Source organism: Caulobacter sp. GW821-FHT05F04 (assembly GCF_059419665.1).
The window spans coordinates 218257-238983 of record NZ_JBWKSF010000004.1 but is presented as its reverse complement, the minus strand read 5'-3'; the positions used below and the strand labels follow the sequence as shown (position 1 = coordinate 238983).

18 protein-coding genes are annotated in these 20727 nt (G+C 68.7%); 11 read left to right on the top strand and 7 right to left on the bottom strand.

What is annotated here, in order from left to right:
* Positions 1-20 precede the first annotated feature (20 nt).
* Both lpdA and AC07R7_RS12700 read left to right on the top strand, forming a co-directional pair.
* Entirely contained in the window at positions 21-1421 is a 1401-nt protein-coding gene (gene lpdA / locus AC07R7_RS12705) for a dihydrolipoyl dehydrogenase (RefSeq protein WP_494635386.1), read from the top strand.
* A gap of 375 nt (positions 1422-1796) precedes the next feature.
* Positions 1797-1964: a hypothetical protein gene (locus AC07R7_RS12700; protein ID WP_494635385.1), complete on the top strand. Its 168-nt coding sequence runs from the start codon at positions 1797-1799 to the stop codon at positions 1962-1964.
* A gap of 129 nt (positions 1965-2093) precedes the next feature.
* On the opposite strand, the gene AC07R7_RS12695 is transcribed toward AC07R7_RS12700, so the two are convergent.
* The 3 genes from AC07R7_RS12695 to AC07R7_RS12685 form a co-directional block, all read right to left on the bottom strand.
* Entirely contained in the window at positions 2094-4079 is a 1986-nt protein-coding gene (locus AC07R7_RS12695; RefSeq protein WP_494635384.1) for a methyl-accepting chemotaxis protein, read from the bottom strand.
* Positions 4080-4218: 139 nt separating this feature from the next.
* On the bottom strand, positions 4219-5148 hold the full coding sequence (locus tag AC07R7_RS12690) for a tyrosine recombinase XerC (RefSeq protein WP_494635383.1): 930 nt from the start codon (positions 5146-5148) through the stop codon (positions 4219-4221).
* Positions 5145-5822, bottom strand: a complete 678-nt coding sequence (locus tag AC07R7_RS12685; RefSeq protein WP_492887092.1) for a DUF484 family protein — start codon at positions 5820-5822, stop codon at positions 5145-5147. The genes AC07R7_RS12690 and AC07R7_RS12685 overlap by 4 nt, the downstream gene beginning before the upstream one ends.
* Before the next feature lie 92 nt (positions 5823-5914).
* On the opposite strand from AC07R7_RS12685, the gene AC07R7_RS12680 reads away from it, so the two are divergent.
* A complete protein-coding gene (locus AC07R7_RS12680; RefSeq protein ID WP_492836920.1) occupies positions 5915-8107 on the top strand; it encodes a primosomal protein N' in 2193 nt (730 codons plus the stop codon).
* Between the two features lie 10 nt (positions 8108-8117).
* On the opposite strand, the gene AC07R7_RS12675 is transcribed toward AC07R7_RS12680, so the two are convergent.
* Together AC07R7_RS12675 and AC07R7_RS12670 are read right to left on the bottom strand one after the other, a co-directional pair.
* Positions 8118-9719: an MDR family MFS transporter gene (locus AC07R7_RS12675; RefSeq protein WP_494635382.1), complete on the bottom strand. Its 1602-nt coding sequence runs from the start codon at positions 9717-9719 to the stop codon at positions 8118-8120.
* Between the two features lie 79 nt (positions 9720-9798).
* Positions 9799-10587, bottom strand: coding sequence for a TerC family protein (locus tag AC07R7_RS12670; RefSeq protein ID WP_492887089.1), 789 nt, complete (start codon positions 10585-10587; stop codon positions 9799-9801).
* Positions 10588-10719: 132 nt separating this feature from the next.
* On the opposite strand from AC07R7_RS12670, the gene AC07R7_RS12665 reads away from it, so the two are divergent.
* The 6 genes from AC07R7_RS12665 to AC07R7_RS12640 all read left to right on the top strand — a co-directional run bounded on the left by AC07R7_RS12665 (position 10720) and on the right by AC07R7_RS12640 (position 17302).
* Positions 10720-11817, top strand: coding sequence for an acyltransferase family protein (locus tag AC07R7_RS12665; protein WP_494635381.1), 1098 nt, complete (start codon positions 10720-10722; stop codon positions 11815-11817).
* Positions 11818-11884: 67 nt separating this feature from the next.
* Positions 11885-12586, top strand: coding sequence for a CHAP domain-containing protein (locus AC07R7_RS12660; RefSeq protein ID WP_494635380.1), 702 nt, complete (start codon positions 11885-11887; stop codon positions 12584-12586).
* A 63-nt stretch (positions 12587-12649) separates the two neighbouring features.
* The gene (locus AC07R7_RS12655) at positions 12650-13609 is read left to right on the top strand and encodes a magnesium transporter CorA family protein (protein ID WP_492836548.1); all 960 of its coding nucleotides are present in this window, start codon (positions 12650-12652) and stop codon (positions 13607-13609) included.
* 118 nt (positions 13610-13727) lie between these two features.
* Positions 13728-14966 (top strand): pentapeptide repeat-containing protein, encoded by a 1239-nt coding sequence (locus AC07R7_RS12650; RefSeq protein WP_494635379.1) that lies wholly within the window; start codon positions 13728-13730, stop codon positions 14964-14966.
* A 59-nt stretch (positions 14967-15025) separates the two neighbouring features.
* On the top strand, positions 15026-15799 hold the full coding sequence (locus AC07R7_RS12645; protein ID WP_494635378.1) for a MipA/OmpV family protein: 774 nt from the start codon (positions 15026-15028) through the stop codon (positions 15797-15799).
* A 75-nt stretch (positions 15800-15874) separates the two neighbouring features.
* Positions 15875-17302 carry an alpha/beta hydrolase gene (locus AC07R7_RS12640; RefSeq protein WP_494635377.1) on the top strand — a complete coding sequence of 476 codons (1428 nt, stop codon included), beginning with the start codon at positions 15875-15877 and terminating at the stop codon, positions 17300-17302.
* Positions 17303-17356: 54 nt separating this feature from the next.
* Here AC07R7_RS12640 and AC07R7_RS12635 read toward each other — a convergent pair whose 3' ends face one another.
* The gene (locus tag AC07R7_RS12635) at positions 17357-18217 is read right to left on the bottom strand and encodes a crotonase/enoyl-CoA hydratase family protein (RefSeq protein ID WP_494635376.1); all 861 of its coding nucleotides are present in this window, start codon (positions 18215-18217) and stop codon (positions 17357-17359) included.
* Positions 18218-18316: 99 nt separating this feature from the next.
* Between AC07R7_RS12635 and AC07R7_RS12630 the strand changes: the two genes are divergently transcribed.
* Complete coding sequence (locus AC07R7_RS12630) at positions 18317-19105, top strand: SH3 domain-containing protein (RefSeq protein WP_492887082.1); 789 nt, start codon at positions 18317-18319, stop codon at positions 19103-19105.
* A 150-nt stretch (positions 19106-19255) separates the two neighbouring features.
* On the opposite strand, the gene AC07R7_RS12625 is transcribed toward AC07R7_RS12630, so the two are convergent.
* Entirely contained in the window at positions 19256-19690 is a 435-nt protein-coding gene (locus AC07R7_RS12625; RefSeq protein ID WP_494635375.1) for a DUF488 domain-containing protein, read from the bottom strand.
* A 73-nt stretch (positions 19691-19763) separates the two neighbouring features.
* Here AC07R7_RS12625 and AC07R7_RS12620 point away from each other — a divergent pair, with 73 nt between their 5' ends.
* Positions 19764-20654 (top strand): alpha/beta fold hydrolase, encoded by an 891-nt coding sequence (locus AC07R7_RS12620; RefSeq protein WP_492887080.1) that lies wholly within the window; start codon positions 19764-19766, stop codon positions 20652-20654.
* Positions 20655-20727: the final 73 nt, after the last annotated feature.

The following is a 20727-nucleotide window of genomic DNA, read 5'->3' as shown; positions in this document are numbered from 1 at the left end:
GTCCTCGAGGCGATAGACCCATGGCTCAATACGACGTCGTCATCATCGGTGGCGGTCCCGGCGGCTACAACGCCGCGATCCGCGCGGGTCAGCTCGGCTTGAAGACCGCGATCGTCGAGTCGCGCGGCAAGCTGGGCGGCACCTGCCTGAACGTCGGCTGCATGCCCTCGAAGGCGCTGCTGCACGCCTCGGAAATGTACGCCGCCGCGACCGGTCCCGAGTTCGCCAAGCTGGGCATCGAGGTCAAGCCGAAGCTGAACCTGCCGCAGATGATGGCCCAGAAGGCCGAGAGCGTCGAAGCCCTGACCAAGGGCGTCGAGTTCCTGATGAAGAAGAACAAGGTCGACTACGTGAAGGGCTGGGGCCGCATCGACGGCGCTGGCAAGGTGGTCGTGAAGGCCGAGGACGGCTCGGAAACCGTGCTCGAGACCAAGAACATCGTCATCGCCACCGGCTCGGAGCCGACCCCGCTGCCGGGCGTGACGATCGATAACAAGCGTATCGTCGACTCGACTGGCGCCCTGTCGTTGCCGGAAGTGCCCAAGTCGCTGATCGTCGTCGGCGCCGGCGTCATCGGCCTGGAGTTGGGCTCGGTGTGGAAGCGCCTGGGCGCCGAAGTCACCGTCGTCGAGTACCTGGACCGCATCCTGCCGGGCACGGACACCGAAGTGGCCAACGCCTTCCAGAAGATCCTGACCAAGCAAGGCTTCAAGTTCTCGCTGGGCGCCAAGGTCACGGGCGCCGTCGCCTCGGCCAAGGGCGTCAAGCTGACCCACGAGCCGGTCGCCGGCGGCGCGGCCGCGACGATCGAGGCCGACTATGTGCTGGTCGCCATCGGCCGCCGTCCGTTCACCCAAGGCCTGGGCCTGGAAACGGTCGGCATCACGCCGGACAAGCGCGGCATGATCGCCAACGACCACTTCAAGACCGGCGTCGCCGGCATCTGGGTGGTCGGCGACGTGACCTCGGGTCCGATGCTGGCCCACAAGGCCGAGGACGAGGGCGTGGCCTGCATCGAGCTGATCGCGGGCAAGGCCGGCCACGTCAACTACGACATCATCCCGGGCGTCATCTATACGAGCCCCGAAGTCGCCACGGTCGGCAAGACCGAGGAAGACCTGAAGGCCGCCGGGATCGCCTACAAGGTCGGCAAGTTCCCGTTCCTGGCCAACAGCCGCGCCAAGATCAACCACGAGACCGACGGCTTCGTGAAGATCCTGGCCGACGCCAAGACCGACCGCATCCTGGGCGCCCACGCCGTCGGCCCCAATGTCGGCGACATGATCGCCGAGGTCTGCGTGACCATGGAGTTCGGCGGCGCCTCGGAAGACATCGCCCGCACCTGCCACCCGCACCCGACCCGTTCGGAGGCGATCCGCCAGGCCGCCATGGGCGTCGAAGGCTGGACGATGCAGGCCTGACCAGGCAGGCGTAACAGCCCTTTACGATAGTTGATGACCGCGTCCGTCAATCGGACGTAGAGTGGCGGGGTTTCGGCAACGGAGCCCCGCCATGCTTTTGTCCGTGATGACCCTCGCCGTCCTGCTGCAGGCCGCGCCAGCTGTGGCCACTGCCGTGGTTATACCGGAGGCCGCCCCTGTGGCCGGCCATACGGATTATCTATTTCGGCCAAAGCCGTCCGATACGGACCCGCGCGTGGATCAGTTGAGGATGCGGCTCCCCAAGCCGCTGGCCCGAAGGCCGCCGATGAGGCGGGCGCCAGACGCTTCGCATCGCCGTCATCCAAGATGAAGCCGCCGCGACGGTCCCGGCCGGACTTCGTGCGCAACCCACAGATGACGAGCTGTGATCGCGACGGACTGACCAACGCCGGCCATCCCGACACCCCGGAGGTCCAGCCGCTGTCGAAGATGCCCAAGGCCCATGCCGAGCGCGCCGTGGTTCGCTTGGTCGACGGCTGCCCCGTGCCCGTCCTGATCGCCCAGCGGACGCCCGCGCGTTAGATTCGAGGGCGCCCTCAAGAAAAAACCCCGCCGGCGGACCGGCGGGGCTGTACGCGTTTTCGAGGGGAGGAACGCCCGAGGGGCGGGCGCTTACGCTTACTGAACCTGGTGTGCCGCGCGGGCGCGGGATCAGAACTCTTCCCAGTCCTCGCTGGCGCCGACGGCCTTGGCCAGCTTGGCCTGGACGGAGGCGACCGGGTTGACTCCGGGACGGCTGGCCGTGCTGGCCAGGGCCGGGCCTCGGCTCGGGGCCGGAGCCGCCGCGCGCGGCGCCGGGGCGGCCGGGCGGTGCGTCGGGCGAGCCGAGCTGCTGGCGGTGTTCGCCACCGCGCCATTGACGCGGAAGCGGCTGATCATCTGCATCAGATTGCCGGCCTCGCCCTTCAGGGCGTGCGAGGCGGCGGTCGACTGCTCGACCATGGCGGCGTTCTGCTGGACGGTCTGGTCCATCTGGTTGACGGCGGCGTTGACCTGGTTGAGGCCGGTGGCCTGTTCCTGGCCCGAGGCCGCGATCTCGCTGACCAGGGCGTCGATCTCGCCGACCTTGCCGACGATGGCCTGCAGGGCCTCGCCGGTCTGGCCGACCATAGAGACGCCTTGGTTGACCTGCTGCGATGAGGTCGAGATCAGGGTCTTGATCTCCTTGGCGGCGTCGGCCGAGCGCTGGGCCAGGGCGCGAACTTCCTGGGCGACGACCGCGAAGCCGCGGCCGGCTTCACCCGCGCGGGCGGCTTCGACGCCGGCGTTCAGGGCCAGGAGGTTGGTCTGGAAGGCGATCTCGTCGATCACCCCGATGATCTGGCTGATCGATTGCGAGGACTTCTCGATCTGGTTCATGGCCTCGACGGCGTTGCGGACCACGATGCTGGAGCGCTCGGCGTCCGAACGGGTCGAGCCGACCACCTTGGAGGCTTCCTGGGCGCCGGCCGACGAGCGCTTCACCGTGGCGGTGATCTCGTCGAGGGCGGCGGCGGTTTCTTCCAGGCTGGCGGCCTGCTGCTCGCTGCGGCGCGACAGGTCGTCGGCGGCCGAGGCGATCTCGTCCGAGCCCGCGCCGATGCCGTTGGCGGCGTGGACGATGGTGCCCATGGCCTCTTCCAGCTGGGCGATGGCGCCGTTGAAGTCGTTCTGCAGCCGCTTGTAGGCCTCGGGGAACTGCTGATCGAGGCGGTAGGTCAGGTCGCCGTCCGACAGGCGGGCCAGGCCGCCAGCGATGGCTTCCATGACGAAGGCCTGCTCCTTGGCGGCGGCCTCGGCGATCTCCAGGTTGCGGCGGCGCTCGGCTTCCGTCTCCGCGTTGGCGCGGTGCTGGGCGGCCTCGGCGGTGCGCAGGGCCACGGCGTTGTCCTTGAACACCTGGACAGAGCGGGCCATGGCGCCGACCTCGTCCTTGCGCTCGGCGCCCTTGACGTCGACGTCGACGCTGCCCTGGGCCAGCACTTCCATGGTCTTGGCGGTGGCGGCCAACGGGGCGGCGATCTTCTTGGCGCCGATCCACAGCGCCAGCGCAAGAGCGGCGCCGGCGGCGATCAGGCCGAACAGGATCGAGAACACGGTGCCGGCGGCGGCTTCCTTGGAAGCCTTCTCGACCATCTTCTTGGTCTCGGCGGTGTGGGCGTTGGTGTAGGCGTTGACGTCCGCGGTCAGCTTGGTGATCTGCGGGTCGATCTCGACCATCACCATCTTGGCCGCGTCGTCCATGTCCTGCTGTCCGAGGTCCGCGCCGCTGCGGGCGCTGGCGTAGATCTTGTCGAGGCGCGCCTTGTAGCCGTCAACGGCCTTGGCCGTGTCGGGCTCGGCTTGCTTCACGCCAGCCAGCAACGCGGTGGCTTCCTTGTAGGCCGCGTCCAGATCCGCGCTGGCGGTCTTGCCCTCGATCGAGCCGCCTTCATAGGCGATCGTGCGATAGGCCGAGTAGCCCATCGTCGCGACGCGACGGCTGAACCGCGCGATGCTCAGTTCGGCGGGCGCGCGCTGTTCCACCAGGATCTTGGTGTTGGCCTCGATCTTGCGGGCCTGGATGGCGCCAAGGCCCACGATCACCAGGGCGATCAGGGTCAGGATGACGGCGGGCAGGGCCACCTTGGTGGAGATCTTCAGATCGTCGAACTTCATCGGAGCCTCATGGCGGTACGGCTCTCGCCCGGGGGAGCGCGCGGTTTCACGTCTAGAAGGCCGTCAGTCCCGTAAAATCGCGGTTAATGCTAAACCCGGATCGCTTTTCGCGACGTTCCGCCGCACTTGTCGCGGACGCTCAGGCCTTCGGATGGGCGGCCGCGTAGGCGGCCAGCAGGCCGGCGGCGTCGACCTGGGTGTAGCGCTGCGTCGTCGACAGCGAGGCGTGGCCCAGCAGGTCCTGGATGGCCCGCAGGTCCGCGCCCGCGCCCAGCAGGTGGGTGGCGAAGGCGTGGCGGAAGGCGTGCGGCGTCACTCTGTCGGAGAGGCCAAGACGTCCGCGCAGGGTCTGGACCAGGGCCTGGACGTGGCGCGGCGACAGCGGCCCGCCGCGCTTGGCCCGGAACAGCGGCTCGTCGGCGGTCAGCACGAACGGCAGCTCGTCCAGATAGACGTCGACGGCGGTGCGGACGGCGTCCAGCACCGGCACGATCCGGGTCTTGCCGCCCTTGCCGGTGATGCGGATGGCCTGCCCCAGCGGAGCCTGTGCGAAAGTCAGCGAAAGCGCCTCGCTGATCCGCAGGCCGCAGCCCCACAGCAGGGTCAGAACCGCCTCGTCACGGACGGTCTCCCAGGGATCGCGCTCGGTGTCGTCGGCGGCCTGCGTGATAAGGTCGCGGGCCTGGTCCTCGGAGACGGGCCGGGGCAGGCCGATCTTCAGGCGCGGGCCGCGCACCAGCTCGACGGCGGCGTTGGCCACGCCGTGGCGCTGGTCCAGATAGCGATGAAAGGCGCGGATCGACGACAGGGCCTGCGAAATCGAACGCGGAGCCAGAGCGTCTTCACCTTGGCGGCGGAAGGCCAGATAACCGCGCAGGTCGGCGGCCGAGATCTCGCCCATGGCCGACAGGCTGACCGCCTCACCCCGATGGCGCTCCAGGAAGTTCAGATAGGCCAGGACGTTGTCGCCATAGGCGCGCACCGTGCGCGGCGAGGCCCGGCGCTCCAGCGTCAGGTAGTCCAGCCAGGCGGCGTAGGCCTGGCGAGCGCTCCCGACGCCCGAGGTCACAACACGGGCCAGCGTTCGGCGGTGCGCTCGACCACGCGGGCCAGGAAGTTGACCAGCTCCGTGCCCATGTCGGGGGTGAAGCCTTCCGGGTCGGTCGAGCCGAACGCGACCAGGGCCTCGCGGCGGGGCTCCCAGATCGCCATGCGGACCAGGGCCATGCTGCGGATGGTCTCGGCCTTGTCGCCGAACAGCGGCAGGGCCGGGGCGAAGAAGCCCATGCGGGCGATCGGCGCCTCGCCCAGGATCATGTCGACCTGACCCTCGGCCAGGACATGCCAGCCGGCCGGCACGCGATGCGGGCCTTCCAGGGCGATGACGCCGGCGGCCAGGCCGAAGCGCAGCTGGGTCATCTCGTCGACGCGGCGGGCGAGATCGGAGTGGTTGCGGGCGTCCAGCAGGTCGATGACCGCGGCGTGGGTCTGGGCCTGGGCCGAATAGTTGGCGCGGGCGTTGGCCTCGATCGCCTGGCGGACGGTGGCCTCGCGCCTGTGGGCGGCGGCGGCCCGGGCCAGGGCGCGCGGACCGAAGTCGACGACATTGGCGGCGTCGACCCGCAGGCCCAGCTCGCCCAGCAGGTCTTCGTCGTGGCGCAGGAATTCCGGCTGGACGCGCAGGAAGTCGCGGACGCTCTCGGCGTCGACCGTTTTCCTGCTGGCGTTCGTCGCGTCGCTCATCGTCGTCCCCACCGGTAAAAAGCACTCCGTCCAGATGAAGCGGGCAAGACGGTTAATGTCCGCTTGATGACGACTCGACGGCCGCTCTCGACCTGGGGACGGTTTCACGGCAGAAGCATCACGCCATGTCCCGTATCGCTTCCGTTCTGCTGCCGATGCCGTTGCCGGAGGCCTTCGACTACGCCGAGCCGGACGGACTCGATCTGAGCATCGGCGACCATGTGGCCGTGCCCTTGGGCCCGCGCGTGATTCGCGGCGTGGTGGTCGCCCTGCGCGACGGGACGGGCGGCAATCGGCCGCTGAAGCTGATTCAGGGGCGGGTCGACGATCCGCCGCTGCCGCCGGGCGTGCTGGCCTTCGTCGAGTGGGCGGCGCGCTATTCGGTCGACCTGCCCGGCTGGCCGCTGGCCATGGCCCTGCGCGGCCTGCGCCATCCGCCGCCCAAGCCCGACAAGGTGCTGGTCCTGTCCGGCGCCCAGCCCGCCCGCATGACGCCGGCGCGCCTGAAGGTGCTGGCCGCCGCCGAGGGCGTGAAGCTCTCCGGTACGGCGCTGGCCTCGGCCGCCGGCGTCTCGGCGGGCGTCGTGAAGGGCCTCGTCGACGAGGGCGTGCTCGCGGTCGACTATGTGGAACCCGAGCGCGGCCTGCCGCAGCCGGACCTCTCCCTGCCGCCGCGAACGTTGAACCCCGGCCAGGCCGCCTGCGTCGCGGTGATGAAAGAGATGCTGGACGCCGGCGGCTTCCAGGCGGCGCTGCTGGACGGGGTCACCGGTTCGGGCAAGACCGAGGTCTATCTGGAGGCCGTCGCGGCGGCGCTGGAGGATCCCGAGGCCCAGATCCTGGTGCTGCTGCCCGAGATCGCCCTGACCCAGGCCGTGCTGGCTCGCTTCGAGCAGCGCTTCGGCGCCCTGCCGGCCGAGTGGCACTCCGGCGTGTCGCCGCCGCGCCGCCGACAGGTCTGGGAGGCGGTGGCCAGCGGTAACGCCCGCATCGTGGTCGGGGCCCGCTCGGCCCTGTTCCTGCCGTTCCGCAAGCTGCGCCTGATCGTGGTCGACGAGGAGCACGACAGCTCGTTCAAGCAGGAAGAGGGCTTCATCTACCAGGCCCGCGACCTGGCCGTGGCCCGCGCCAAGATCGAGGGCGCCAGCGTGCTGCTGGCCTCGGCGACGCCGTCGCTGGAAAGCCTGTTCAACGCCCAGGCCGGCCGTTACCGCTGGCTGCGGCTGTCGGCGCGCCACGGGGCGGCCCAACTGCCCGATATCGACCTGATCGACATGCGCCAGACGCCGCCGGAGCCCGGGCGCTGGCTGTCGCCGCCGCTGATCAAGGCCATGGCCGTGACGCTGCAGCGCGGCGAGCAGGCCATGCTGTTCCTGAACCGGCGGGGCTATGCGCCGCTCGTCCTGTGCAAGGCCTGCGGCGAGAAGATGAAGTCGCCCGACACCGACAGCTGGCTGGTCGAGCACCGCTACACCGGGCGGCTGGTCTGCCACCTGACCGGCTTCTCGATGAAGAAGCCCGAGGCCTGCCCGCACTGCGGGGCCAAGGACTCGCTGGTGTCGATCGGTCCCGGCGTCGAGCGGGTCGAGGAGGAGGCGCGGCACATCTTCCCCGACGCGCGGATCGCGGTGTTCTCGTCCGACACGGTGATGGACGCCGAGGCGGCCAAGACCCTGGTGGCGACCATGGCGGCGGGCGAGATCGACATTCTGGTGGCCACCCAGGCGGCGGCCAAGGGTCACAACTTCCCGAACCTGACCCTGGTGGGCGTGGTCGACGCGGACCTCTCCCTACGGGGCGGCGACCTGCGGGCCGGGGAGCGGACCTTCCAGCTGCTGGCCCAGGCGGCGGGTCGGGCCGGGCGTCACGAGAAGCCGGGGCGGGCGCTGCTGCAGACCTACTCGCCCGAGCACGCGGTGATGCAGGCCCTGAAGGCCCAGGACCGCGACGCCTTCGTCGAGGCCGAGATGGCGATGCGTCAGGACGCCGGCCTGCCGCCCTACGGCCGCCTGGCGGCGGTGATCGCCTCGGGCCCGGACGCCGCGGCCCTGGACGCCTATGTCGAGGCCCTGGCCGCGGTGATCCCCAACGCCGAGGGGGTCGAGGTGTTCGGCCCCGCCGACGCGCCGCTGGCCCTGGTGCGCGGTCGCCGCCGCAAGCGGTTCCTGGTCAGGGCCGAGCGCAATGTCGACCTGCAGGGGTTCATGGCCGCCTGGCGCGCGCGGGCCAAGGTCCCGAACTCGGTGCGCGTGGTGATCGATATCGATCCTTACTCGTTCCTGTAGGCGGCTTTCTCTAGCTGTTCGTCGGCTCGGCTTTATCCAGTGTCGGCGCGCCCGACGCCGGCTGGTGCGAGCGCAGGGGCAGGGCGGGGATGAACAGGATCGTCACCAGGCCCGCCAGGACCACGAACAGCGCCGCGACCATCACCCCGCTGACGGCGTTGATCAGCGCGCCTTGCAGCACCGGATCGGCGTGGGCCGCCTGACCGCTGGCGGCGGCCTTCACCGCCATGCCTTCCAGCTTGCCGAGGTCGAGGCCCCCGCCGGGCAGGCCGGCCAGGCGCGCGGTCAGCATGGTCCCGGCCAGGGCCGCGCCGACGGTCGAGCCGATCTGGCGGAAGAACTGGTTGGAGCTGGTGGCCACGCCGATGTCGCGCGGGTCGACGGCGTTCTGGGTGGCGATATTGAACAGACTCTGGCCGGGACCCAGGCCCAAGCCGACGCAGGCCAGCAGTCCGCACAGCAGCGGCAGGCTGTGGATCCTCGACAGGTCGTGCAGCAGGAACACCGCGACCAGCAGGATGACCGCGCCGCCTAGCATGTAGGGCTTGTACTGGCCGGTCCTGGAGACCAGTTGGCCCGCGATGGTGCTGCTGACGATCAGGCCGGCCATCAGCGGCAGCATGGTCATGCCGCTGACCGTGGCCGGCACGCCCCGGCCCAGCTGCAGGAACAGCGGCAGGAACATCACCACGCCCATGAAGGCCATGGAGATCAGGAAGCCGGCCAGGTTGGCCGTGGTGAACACCTTGTTCTGGAACAGGTGCATCGGCAGGATCGGGTTGGAGACCTTGGTCTCGGCGATCACGAAGGCGGCCAGCGACACGGCGGCCAGGGCGAAGAGGGAGAGGCTCCGCGGCGAGCGCCAGGCGAAGCTGTGGCCGCCCAGGCTGAGCGCCAGCAGCAGCGGCACGAAGGCGGCGATCAGCAGGGCCGCGCCCAGGAAGTCGATCTTGCCGGCCCGGCGATGCTCCAGCGGCGGCATCTTCACGATGACCATGAACAGCGACAGCAGGGACAGCGGCAGGTTGACGTAGAACACCCAGCGCCAGCCGGCGACCGTATGGGTCCCGATCTGCACCGTGCCATGGTCGGTGAAATAGCCGCCGATGATCGGCCCCAGCACGCTGGCCAGACCGAACACCGAGCCGAAGACGCCAGCGAACTTGCCCCGTTCGCGCGGCGGATAGAGGTCGGCGATGATGGCGAAGGCGGTGGTGAACAGCGCGCCGCCGCCGATGCCCTGCAGGGCGCGGAACACGATCAGCTGCACCATGCCCGGCATGCCCAGGATGGTCCCGAACTCGCCCGCCAGGCCCGACAGCCACGAGCCGGCCAGGAAGATCGAGATACCGGTGATCAGCACGGGCTTGCGGCCGAAGATGTCGCCCAGCTTGCCCCAGATCGGCACCATCACCGTCGAGGTCAGCAGATAGGCCGTCGTCACCCACGAATAGAGATTGAGGCCGTTCAGCTCGGAGATGATCCGCGGCATGGCCGTGGAGACGATGGTCTGGTCCAGCGCGCTCAGCAGGAACACGATCATCAGCGCCGTCAGGGTCAGGCGGCGCTCGGCGTCAGAGAAGGCCTGGGGGACGAAGGTCTGCGAGGTCATCGGGCCCTGAGAGCGTGATAAGCCGGGGTGGCCGACCTATCACGCTCCCGAGGCGGGAAGTAGAGGAGGCGGGCGCCGCCTAGTGGTCCTTCTTCGCCCCGCGCTTGCGCGACAGCATGTTCAGGCCCTCGACCCCGGCCGAGAAGGCCATGGCCGTATAGATGTAGCCCTTCGGCACGTGGGCGCCGAAGCCTTCGGCGATCAGCACGGTGCCGATCATCAGCAGGAAGCCCAGGGCCAGCATGACCACGGTCGGGTTGTCGTTGATGAAGTTGCCCAGCGGGTCGGCGGCCAGCAGCATCGCGGCCACGGCGATGATCACGGCGGTGATCATGATCGGCAGGTGATCGGTCATGCCGACGGCGGTCAGGATCGAGTCGATCGAGAACACCAGGTCCAACAGGATGATCTGGAAGATCGCCGCGCCGACGTTGGAGATCACGACGGTGACTTTGTCCTTCTCCAGCACGTCGTCGCTCCTGTCCGGATCGACGCTGTGGTGGATCTCCTTGGTCGCCTTCCAGATCAGGAACACGCCGCCGGCGATCAGGATCAGGTCGCGCCATGAGAAAGCGGTCTCGAAACCGGGCTCGCCGTGCGAGCCGACGGGACCGGTGATCCCCAGGTCGAAGACCGGCGCGGTCAGGCCGACGATGAAGGCGATGGTCGACAGCAGGACCAGGCGCATGATCAGCGCCAGCGAGATGCCGATGCGGCGGACCCGCGTGCGGTGCTCGGGCGGCAGCTTGTTCGATAGGATCGAAATGAAGACGAGGTTGTCGATCCCCAGAACCACTTCCATGACCACCAGGGTCACCAGCGCGGCCCAGGCGGCCGGGTCGGCGACCAGGTTAAGGAGTTCGTTCATCGGTCCTCTCTAAGGTTATCGGCCAGGCCGTCGTTTCGCGTATGCATACATGTAACACAGCGAGATAGGCGGGTAACGCTGATCTTTCCACCCCGTGGGGGCGGAAGGGCAGGTCCTTAAGGGACGTCGTCGATGCAGGACGCCGCGAATATAAAGCCCCTGACCGCGCTGCGGTTCTTCGCCGCCTTCTGGGTGGTGCTGTTCCACTATTGGCCCAAGCTGGACGTCGCTTTCACGCCGGCGATCGCGCGGAAGGGCTATCTGGGGGTCGAGGCTTTCTTCATCCTGTCGGGCTTCATCCTGTGTCACGTCTATCTGCGCGGCTTCGGGGAGGGACGGTTCCGCTATGGCGACTTCCTGTGGAACCGGCTGGCGCGGGTCTATCCGCTGCACCTGGCCACCCTGGTCGGCGTCGGCGTCATGGCGTTCGTCGGGACCATGGCGGGCCTGAACGTCGATCCGAACATCCTGTCCTGGAAATCGCTGCCGGCGAACCTGCTGCTGGTCCATGCCTGGGGCTTCGCGCCGGTGGCCGGTTGGAACCACGCCTCGTGGTCGATCTCGGCCGAGTGGTTCGCCTATCTGAGCTTTCCGGCCTTCGCCTTCGCGGCCTGGAAGCTGCGCGAGCGGCCCGTGGTCGCCGTGCTGGGCGCCCTGGCGGTGATCGCCGGGCTCTATCCGGCCTTCCAGGCCCTGGCCGGCTTTCCGCTGACCGACGCCACCATCGAATGGGGCGCTTTGCGCATCGTGCCGTGCTTCGCCTTCGGCTGCGCCCTGCACGCGCTGTGGCGTTCGGACCGATTCCCCGCCCGACTCGGCGGCTATGGCGCCGCTTTATTGGGCATGGCCACGTTCGCGGCGATCCAGTTTTCCGCACCCGATCTGGTGATCGTGATGCTTCTGGGGGGGCTTATTTTCATGCTCGCGACCGTCGCAAAGACCGGTTACGAGTTTGCTGGACAGTCAGTGTTCGTCTATCTTGGCGAGATCAGCTACTCGACCTACATGATCTGCATCCCGTGGAAGATCCTGGCGATCAATGCGGCGACCAAGATTTTCAATATCGATGGTGACAAGATGCCGCCCCTGGTCTGGATCTTGATTGTCGGCGCGCTGATCCCGCTGTCGGCGATCTCCTACCATTTCATAGAGAGCCCGTGCCGGGAGTGGATGAAGTCTCTGGCCGCGAACCGCAAACAGCGCCGCTTGGCGCTCGCGGGCGCGGCATAAACACTCTTTTCACCAGTCTCTGGCAGGGTTATCCCTTAGCCCAGTGACGCGGGGGAGTACCCACAGCATGACGAAACGGACCAGGGCCCTTCTGGGTTCCCTGCTCGCTGCCGCCATGATCAGCTTTGCGCCGGTAGCGGCCAATGCTGACGGCTACTGGCAGTGCGTACCGTTCGCCCGTCTGATGTCGGGTATCCAGATCTTCGGCGACGCCCGCACGTGGTGGTCGCAAGCCGCCGGCAAGTACGACACGGGCTCGGTCCCGAAGATCGGCTCGGTTCTCTCCTTCAAGCCTACCGCCCGCATGAACCTCGGCCACGTGGCCTTCGTCAGCCAGGTGCTCACCGACCGGGTCATCCAGGTCACCCACGCCAACTGGTCGATCATCGAAGGCGATCGCGGCCAGATCGAAAAGGACGTCACCGTCGTCGACGTCTCGCCCAACGGCGACTGGACGCAGGTCAAGGTCTGGTACGACCCGATCCGCGACCTCGGCACCAGCGTCTATCCGACCAACGGCTTCATCTATCAGGACGCCCAGGCGACCAAGATCGCCATGGCCACCGCCAAGATCGCCATGGCCCAGAACGCCGTGGTCTCGGCCGCCAAGCAGGCCGCCAACCAGGTCGCCAACTCGGTTCGCTCTTCGCCGCTGGACATCATTGGCCAGGCCGCCGATTCGACCGATCGTATCGCCGCCCTGATCGAGGCCGCCGCCGGCGGTGGTTCGTCGAGCGACACGAGCAACAAGCAGAACGCCCCGCGCTGATCGGGAGCGCGTTGACCTAGAGCGCCGGCCGGGGCACACCCGACCGGCATTAGAGGCGGCGTCATGCTTAGAATCCTCCGTCACGGCGCTCCGGGCTTCGAGTCCGGCGGTCTGTCGCCCGACTGGCGGGTGCCGGCCGACGCCGTCTGGATCGAGCTGGTCGACCCCACCCGCGCCGAGGAAGTCGCCGTCGAGCAGTCGATCGGCCTCTTGCTGCCCACGCGCGAGGAGATGGCCGAGATCGAGGCCTCCTCGCGCCTCTACCAGGAGGACGGCGGCACGTTCATGACCGCCACGGTGCTGGTCAACGCCGACGGCGACCTGCCGACCGCCGCCCCCGTCACCTTCGTGCTGGCCGGCGCGCGCCTGATCACCATCCGCTATGTCGAGCCCAAGGCCTTCTCGGTGTTCGCCGCCCAGGCCGAGCGCCAGCCCAGCCTGTGCCCCAACGGCCTGCAGACCTTCCTGGGCCTGCTGGACGCCATCGTCGACCGCACCGCCGACATCCTCGAGCGCACCGCCGCCGAGGTCGAGGTGCAGTCGCGGGCCATCTTCAGCCGCCCGCGCGGCGCGGCGTTCGAGAGCATCCTCAACCGTTTGGGCCGGGCCCAGAACGTCAATTCCAAGGCGCGCGACAGCCTGGTCAGCCTGGCCCGCCTGCTCAGCTTCGCGGCCCTGGCCGACCAGTTCGAAGGCTCCAAGGAGCTGCGCGATCACCTGAAATCGCTGCAGCGCGACGTCCAGTCGATCACCGACCACTCCAGCTACGTGGCCAGCAACATCACCTTCCTGCTCGACGCGGCCCTGGGCCTGATCAACATCGAACAGAACTCGATCTTCAAGGTGTTCTCGGTGTTCTCGGTGATGTTCCTGCCCCCGACCCTGGTGGCCGGGATCTACGGCATGAACTTCGAGCACATGCCCGAGCTGAAGTGGATGGAGGGCTATCCGATGGCCATCGGCATGATGATCTTTGCCGCCGCCGCGCCGCTGCTGTGGTTCCGCCGGAAGAAGTGGCTGTAGAGTCCGCGCAGCGCCGCGACAATTTACCGCGCTCTAAACGATGGCTTAAAGCTGATCTGGCAGTTTGGGCGACGGTTCCCAGTTCCCCGCGTATCCGCCAGAGAGCGCTCTTCGCCCCATGCCCGCCGTCGCGTCGTCACGACCGAGCCTGATCCGCAACCTGCACGCCTCCGCGGTGCGCGAGGTGCTGGAGGCCCATGCGCGCTACATGAAGGGGCTGCCCAAGGGCCGCCGGGCGGTGCTGCAGTACGTCAACCTGAACAACTACGAGCTGGACGGGGTCGATCTCTCGGAGGCCGACCTGACCGGGGCGTTGCTGGGCGGGGCTTCGTTGCGCCGCGCCAAGCTGACCCGCGCCACGCTGTATGGGACCGACCTGCGCGACTCCGACCTGCGCGACGCCGATCTTTCCCGCTGCGACATGCGCGGGGCCTGCCTGCGCGGGGCCAATCTGGGCGGGGCCAATCTGTCCAGCTGCGATCTGCGCGAGGGCGTCACCGCCGTGCAGGACGACGAGAAGGGCCTGCGGATCCTGGAGCATTCCAAGCGGCCGGGCGAGCTGGACTACGCCATGCTGCAGGGCGCCAACCTCAATGGAGCGCAGATGTCGGGCGCCTTCGCGCGCCAGGCCGATTTCACCGACGCCGACCTCTCGAACGTCACCCTGCAGGGCGCCAAGCTGACCAATGCGGTCATGGACGGCGCGGACCTGTCGGGCGCCAATCTGCACAATGCCGAGATGTCCAAGGTCTCGCTGCGCCGGGCCATCATGGTGGGCGTCGACGTCAGCGGCGCGGACCTGACCGACGCCGACATGACCGAGGTGCTGCGGGCCCCGCCGCCGATCATCTATGTCGACGACCTGCCCCTCAACGAGGTGCTGGAATCCCACGAGCTGTTCTGCAAGTCCGACGGCCGCGAAGGCAAGGCGGCCAAGGCCGCCGAGGTCGATTTCCGTCCCCTGCGCCGCCTGAAGGATCGCCGTCTGTCCGGCCTGTTCGCGCCCAGAGCGGTGTTCTTCGGCATGGACCTGGACGGCGCCCACCTGCAGGGGGCGAACCTGGCCGGCGCGGACCTGCGGGGCGCCAAGCTGCGCGGAGCCGATCTGCGCGGCGCGCGTCTGGTCGACGCCCAGCTGACCCGCGCGGATCTCACCGGCGCCAAGCTCGGCCCGCTGAAGATCGCCGAGGACCGGGTCATCCGCACCGACCTGACCCGCGCCGTGCTGCGCGGGGCCAATCTGAAGGGCGTCAGCGCGCCTCGGGCCCGGTTCCTTGAGGCCGACTTCAGCCGCGCCCGCCTCGACGGCGCGGACCTGACCGACGCCGAGCTGCCGCCCGGCTTTCGCGGCGCCTAAACATCTGCCTCCGCGTTGCGGCCGTACCTGTGTCGATGATCGGACATGGTATTCTGAATATGGAGGCAAGTATGACCCACGCTCTGACGCCAATCGCTCTGCTCTGCGTGCTCACCGCCGCGGGCCTCGCCACCGAGGTCAGCGCCCAGGATCGCGCGCCCGACCGGACGATCGTCGGCGGCGCGTTGATCTACGCGCCGGCCTACCAGGGCGCCGAGGACTACCGCGTTCTGCCGTTCCCGTTGATCGATCTGAAGTACGGCCGCTTCTTCGCCAGTTCGCGCCGGGGGATCGGCGCCAACCTGATCGACGGCGACGCGGTGGATGTCGGGGCCGGGGTGACCTTCGTGCCAGGCTACCGCCGTCGCGACGCGCCAGCCGGCATCGGCCGGGCGTCGGGCGGCGCCGGAGCGCGGATCTCCGCCGACGTGAAGGCCGGCAGGGTCATGGCCAGCCTGGGCGCGACCAAGGTGCTGTCGGGCGGCCTCGACGGCGCCCTGGTCGACGCGATCCTGGCCATGCCGCTGCGGCCGTCCGACCGGCTGACCGTGATCCCCAGCGTTTCGACCACCTGGGCCGACGGCGCCTATACGCGCAGCTATTTCGGCGTCAGCGCCAGCCAGGCGACGGCCTCGGGCCTGCCGGCCTATCGCCCCGGCGGCGGGATCAAGGACGTCTCGGCTTCGCTGACCGCCAGCTATCGCCTGACCGACCGGGTCAGTCTGGGCGCGACCGGCTCGATCACCAAGCTGACCGGCGACGCCAAGAAGAGCCCGATCGTTTTCGACCCGACCCAGCCCTCGGCGGTGCTGACGGTTTCCTACAGGTTCTAGCGGGCGGCCGCGCATTGAAGCCTTGCGGCGAGCATTAACCTTGGTGTTGATGCACGAAAAGTCGCAGGAGCCTTCATGTCGCGTTTGTCCTGGATCGCCGCCGCCGGCGCTCTGGCCTTGACCTGGCTGGGCGCGAGCGCCCACGCCGCCGCGCCCAAGGTCGAGAAGACCGCCTGCGTCGGCGACTACAAGGCCAGCGGCCTGAAGGTCGACTGCGGCGACCTGATCGTCGACGAGACGCGCGGCGATCCCAGGAGCCGCCGCATCAAGGTCGCCTTCGCCGTCGTCCACGCCAGCGAGCCCAAGGCCGGCCTGCCGCCGGTGATCTATCTGCACGGCGGGCCGGGCGGCTCGGCCCTGAAGGGCCTGCCGCGCCTGCTGAGCAGCAAGGCCTCGCGCGAGTTCGTCGCGCTCGACCAGGACTGGGTGTTCATCGACCAGCGCGGCGGCGGCCTGTCCGTCCCCAATCTCGACTGCCCGGGCGCGTACCTGACCGACGCCGGCCCGCCGACCGACCAGGACGCGCAAGGCATTGTCGCCTGCCTGAAGGCCTTCCAGGCCAAGGGCGTGAACATCGCGCGCTACAACGCCGTCGAGGTGGCCAAGGACGTCCAGGACCTCCGCGAGCTCTTGGGCTTCAAGCAGATCGACCTGTTTGGCGGCTCGTACGGCACGCGCATCGAGGCCGCCATCCAGGCCCATGCGCCGCAAGGCGTGCGCGCGGTGGTCCAGGACTCGCCCTGGCCGCCCGAGGCCGACTGGACCGTCGGCGGTCCGGCCATGGTCTCCAGCTCGATCGACATCGTCATGGCCAAGTGCGCGGTCGTGGCCGAATGCGCCAGGCGCTATCCGGACCTGAAGGCCAAGCTGGCCGTGGTGGCCGAGCGCTGGCTGGCCGGCCCCCAGACGATCAACGGCAAGACCTACGCCGCCGACGACCTGGGCGGCTGGCTGATGGACGCCAGCTACTTCACCGCCGGCGTGCTGCCGCGCGACCTTTGGAAGATCATCCAGGGCGACGTCGCGCCGGTCGCCGACTTCGTCGAGAGCCGCGACTACTACAGCGAGGGCCAGTTCATGACCCACCTGTGCAAGGAGGAGATCCCGTTCGAGAGCCGCGCCGCCGTCGCTGACGGCACGCGGAACGATCCGGTCGCCCGCCTGATGGTGGCGTCGATGCAGCGCATCCATGATGTCTGCAAGGCGATCGACGTCGGCCCGATCTCCAAGGCCGAGCAGGAGCCGGTCAAGACCGCCATCCCGACCCTGTTCCTGGCCGCCGAGATCGACCCCGGCTGCCCGCCCGAACTGACCAAGGCCGCCGCCAAGGGCTACGAGGGCTCGCAGGTCGTGATCGTCACCAACGCCACCCACGGGGTCAGCCGCGCCAGCCCCTGTACGCGCAAGATGATCCGGAGCTTCTTCCAGGACCCGACCAGGCCGGTGGACCGTAGCTGCCTGCCGGCGGCGGATACGCCGATGGTGTTTACGTACGCGGGGTAGGGGCTCGATAAGCTCCGTCATCCCGCGCATAGAGCGCGGGATGACGGTGTAGTCCTACATCTTCTTCTTCAGCGGCAGCAGGTCCGGATAGACCGCGTCACGCTTCTGGGCCTTGGCCGTGAAGGCCTCGGCCATGTGCGGACCGGAGAACATGCCGGTCTGCCAGGTGGCGATGTAGTCCAGGCTGTCGGCGATCGAGTGGTCGCGGGCGTAGTTGATCATCACCTTGCTGCCGGCCACGGCGAGCGGCGACTTGCCGGCGATCTCGCGAGCGGTGGCCAGGGCGTGGGCGACGACCTCCTCGTGCGTATCGAGCACCTCGTTGACGAGGCCGATGTCACGGGCGCGCTGGGCCGGCAGGCGGCGGCCGGTATAGGCCAGCTCGCGCACCCAGCCCTCGGGGATCAGCTTGCACAGGCGCGGGAAGGTGCCGACGTCGGCGGTCATGCCGATGTTGATCTCCTGGATCTGGAAGAAGGCGTCGGCGCTGGCGTAGCGGATGTCGCAGGCGCTGACGAAATCGACCGCCCCGCCGATGCAGCCGCCCTGGATGGCGATGATCACCGGCATCCGGGCCCTGTCCAGGCAGCTGAAGCTGTCCTGCAGCACATGCACGAAACGGCGGAAGCTCTCGGCGGCCACCCAGCGGTCGGCGTCGTGGCGGGCGGTGACGCCCTCGTCGTCCGTGAACACCGAAAGGTCCATGCCGGCGCTGAAGTGCTTGCCGGTCGAGGAGATGACGATGCAGCGGGCGCGCGCGTTGTCATCAATATCTTTTACAATCGCGGGAAGCTCGTTCCAGAAGGGCCGTGTCATGGTGTTCATGGCTTCGGGGCGCTTCAATTGGATGTGCGCGACGCCGGCCTCGATCTCGACCTTGAAACAGCTATACTCGTCATGATCGTGGCCACTCATGCCCGGCTCTCTCCCGAAGAAACGTTTCGTGTCGTTGATCACACTATCGACCGGGCGGGAGACGACGACAACACTGACCTGACGGAAGAGGATCTCGCCATGACGACCCGCAAAATGTTCACCGCCCTGGCCATCGCCGCCACGGCGTCCAGCCTGGTGGCGGCCCCCGTCCCGGTTCTGGCCCAGTCGCGCGGCCTCAGCGGCCTGTTCGCCTGCGAAGGCTCGGGCGGCAAGCAGGAAGGTGGCGCCCTGATCGGCGCGGCGGCCGGCGCCCTGCTGGGCAACAAGCTCGGCGGCAAGAACAAGACCCTGGGCACGCTGGTCGGCGCCGCCGCCGGCGCGGCCGCGGGCGGCTATATCGGCTGCCGCATGCAGTCGACCGACGCGGCCCTGGCCGAGCAGGCGACCAAGAAGGCGCTGGAGACCGGCGTCGCCCAGACCTGGTCCAACAGCCGCACCGGCAATTCGGGCCGCATCGCGGTGGTCTCGTCCAGCTACGGTCCGCCGATCGACGGCCGCGACCTGCGCTATTCGGCCGGCGTCCAGAGCCTGCCCAGCTTTGAAGCCGCCGGCGGCGCCTATGTCGCCAGTTCCACGGCCAACCTGCGCGCGGGTCCGTCGACCAAGGCCAAGGTGGTCGGCAAGATCGCGGCGGGCGAGAGCTTCGACGCCCTGGGCGTGGTCCCGACGGGCGGCTGGGTGCTGGTCGGCCGCGGCGGCTACGGCGTCGGCTATGCCGCCGCATCGCTGGTGCGTCCGTACGGCCAGCAGGTCGCCAGCTGCCGCGTGATCGACGCCTCGGTGTCGGGCGGCGGTCAGCGCGCGTCCAGCCAGCGCTACAGCGCCTGCAAGGACGCGCGCGGCGAGTGGCAGGTGACCCAGGCGTAAGGTCGAAACAACGTCAAAACCTTGTCATCCCGGAAGCCTCGTAGAGGCTGTCCGGGACCCAGGGGCGGCCGGCGCGGCGTTCACGCACCCCCTGGGTCCCGGCTCTCCGCTTCGCTGCGGCCGGGATGACAAGGGAAGGGGCGTTGAAGTTCAGAGGTCGATGACCTCGCACTTCAGCTGCTCGCGGATGCGCTCCGCCACGATCCGCCGGTGGCAGCAGTTCGGATCGTCCTCGTAGCAGAGCAGGGCGATCCGTTTCGTCTTCGCCAGTTCGGTCGCCTGGGCCAGGGCCAGCACGGCCTCCGGCTCCTCCAGGTGGGCGTTGAAGATGGCGCGCATCTCGTCGGTGCGTCCGGCCCGAGCCGCCTCGCGGCCGGGCTTGGGCGTGCCCAGCGGCCTCAAGTGCAGGTAGTCGACGCCCTGGTCCTTGAGGCTGCTCCCCAGCAGGGTCTTTGAGAAGCCCGCCTTGCGCGAGCTGGCCACGGCGCGGACGTCGACGACCAGCTCGACATCGGCCGCCTTCAGCCGCGCGATCATGCCGCCCTGCGTGTCGGTTTCGTAGCCGATGGTGGCGAGTTTATTCATATCGCAAGGCTCCATGGACGCGGGGTCTCCGCCAGCCTACCTTAACGCTCGTAACTCCAAGGGAGCCACGCCGATGGACGCGGCCGTCTTTCGCGAACCTCGCAAGCGCTCCGTGGCCGTACCCGGCGGCGAGATCGCGGCCCTGGAGTTCGGTCCACAGGACAAGCCGATCGACGTGGTGTTCGTCCACGCCAACGGCTTCAACGCCCAGACCTATCGCGTGCTGCTGTCGCCGCTGGGCGCGGGCCTGCGGATCCTGGCCATCGACCAGCGCGGTCACGGCGACACCACCCTGCCCGCCAATCCCGAGGGCCGCCGCTCCTGGCGCGACCTGCGCGACGACCTGACCGGGCTGCTCGATGTCCTGGACGGCCCGCCGGTGGTGCTGGCCGGCCACTCGATGGGCGGCACGGTCAGCCTGCTGGCCGCCGCCGAGCGTCCGAACCGGGTCAAGGGCCTGGTCCTGCTGGACCCGGTGATCATGCCGTGGCTGGCCACCCTCTACGCCAAGGCGCCCTGGACCTCGGGCCGCCTCTGGAAGCACATGCCCCTGGTCCAGTCGGCCCTGCGCCGCCGGGCCGTGTTCGACGACCGCGAGCAGGTGTTCGCCGGCTACAAGGGCCGAGGGGCTTTCAAGACCTGGCCGGAGACCATGCTGGCCGACTATGTCGCCGGTGGCTTCGTCCAGCGCCAGGACGGCAAGGTCGAACTGGCCTGCGCCCCGGCGTGGGAAGCCTCGAACTACGCGGCCCAGGCCCATGACCCGTGGCGGGCGGTGCGGCGGGTCAAGGTTCCGGTGCGAATCCTCAAGGCCGAGAAGCACTCGACCTGCATGGCCGGCGACGGCTTCGCGCGGCGGGGCCGGAACGTGAAGATCGAGGTCGTGGCGGGGACCAGCCACTTCCTGCCGATGGAGCGCCCGGACGTGGTGCGGGACGCGCTGTTCGACATGGCGACGGGATAGGGGCCGAAACCTCGTCCTTCAGCAGGCTCAGGATGAGGTTTCTAATGCGACGCTGAACTAGCCCTCATCCTGA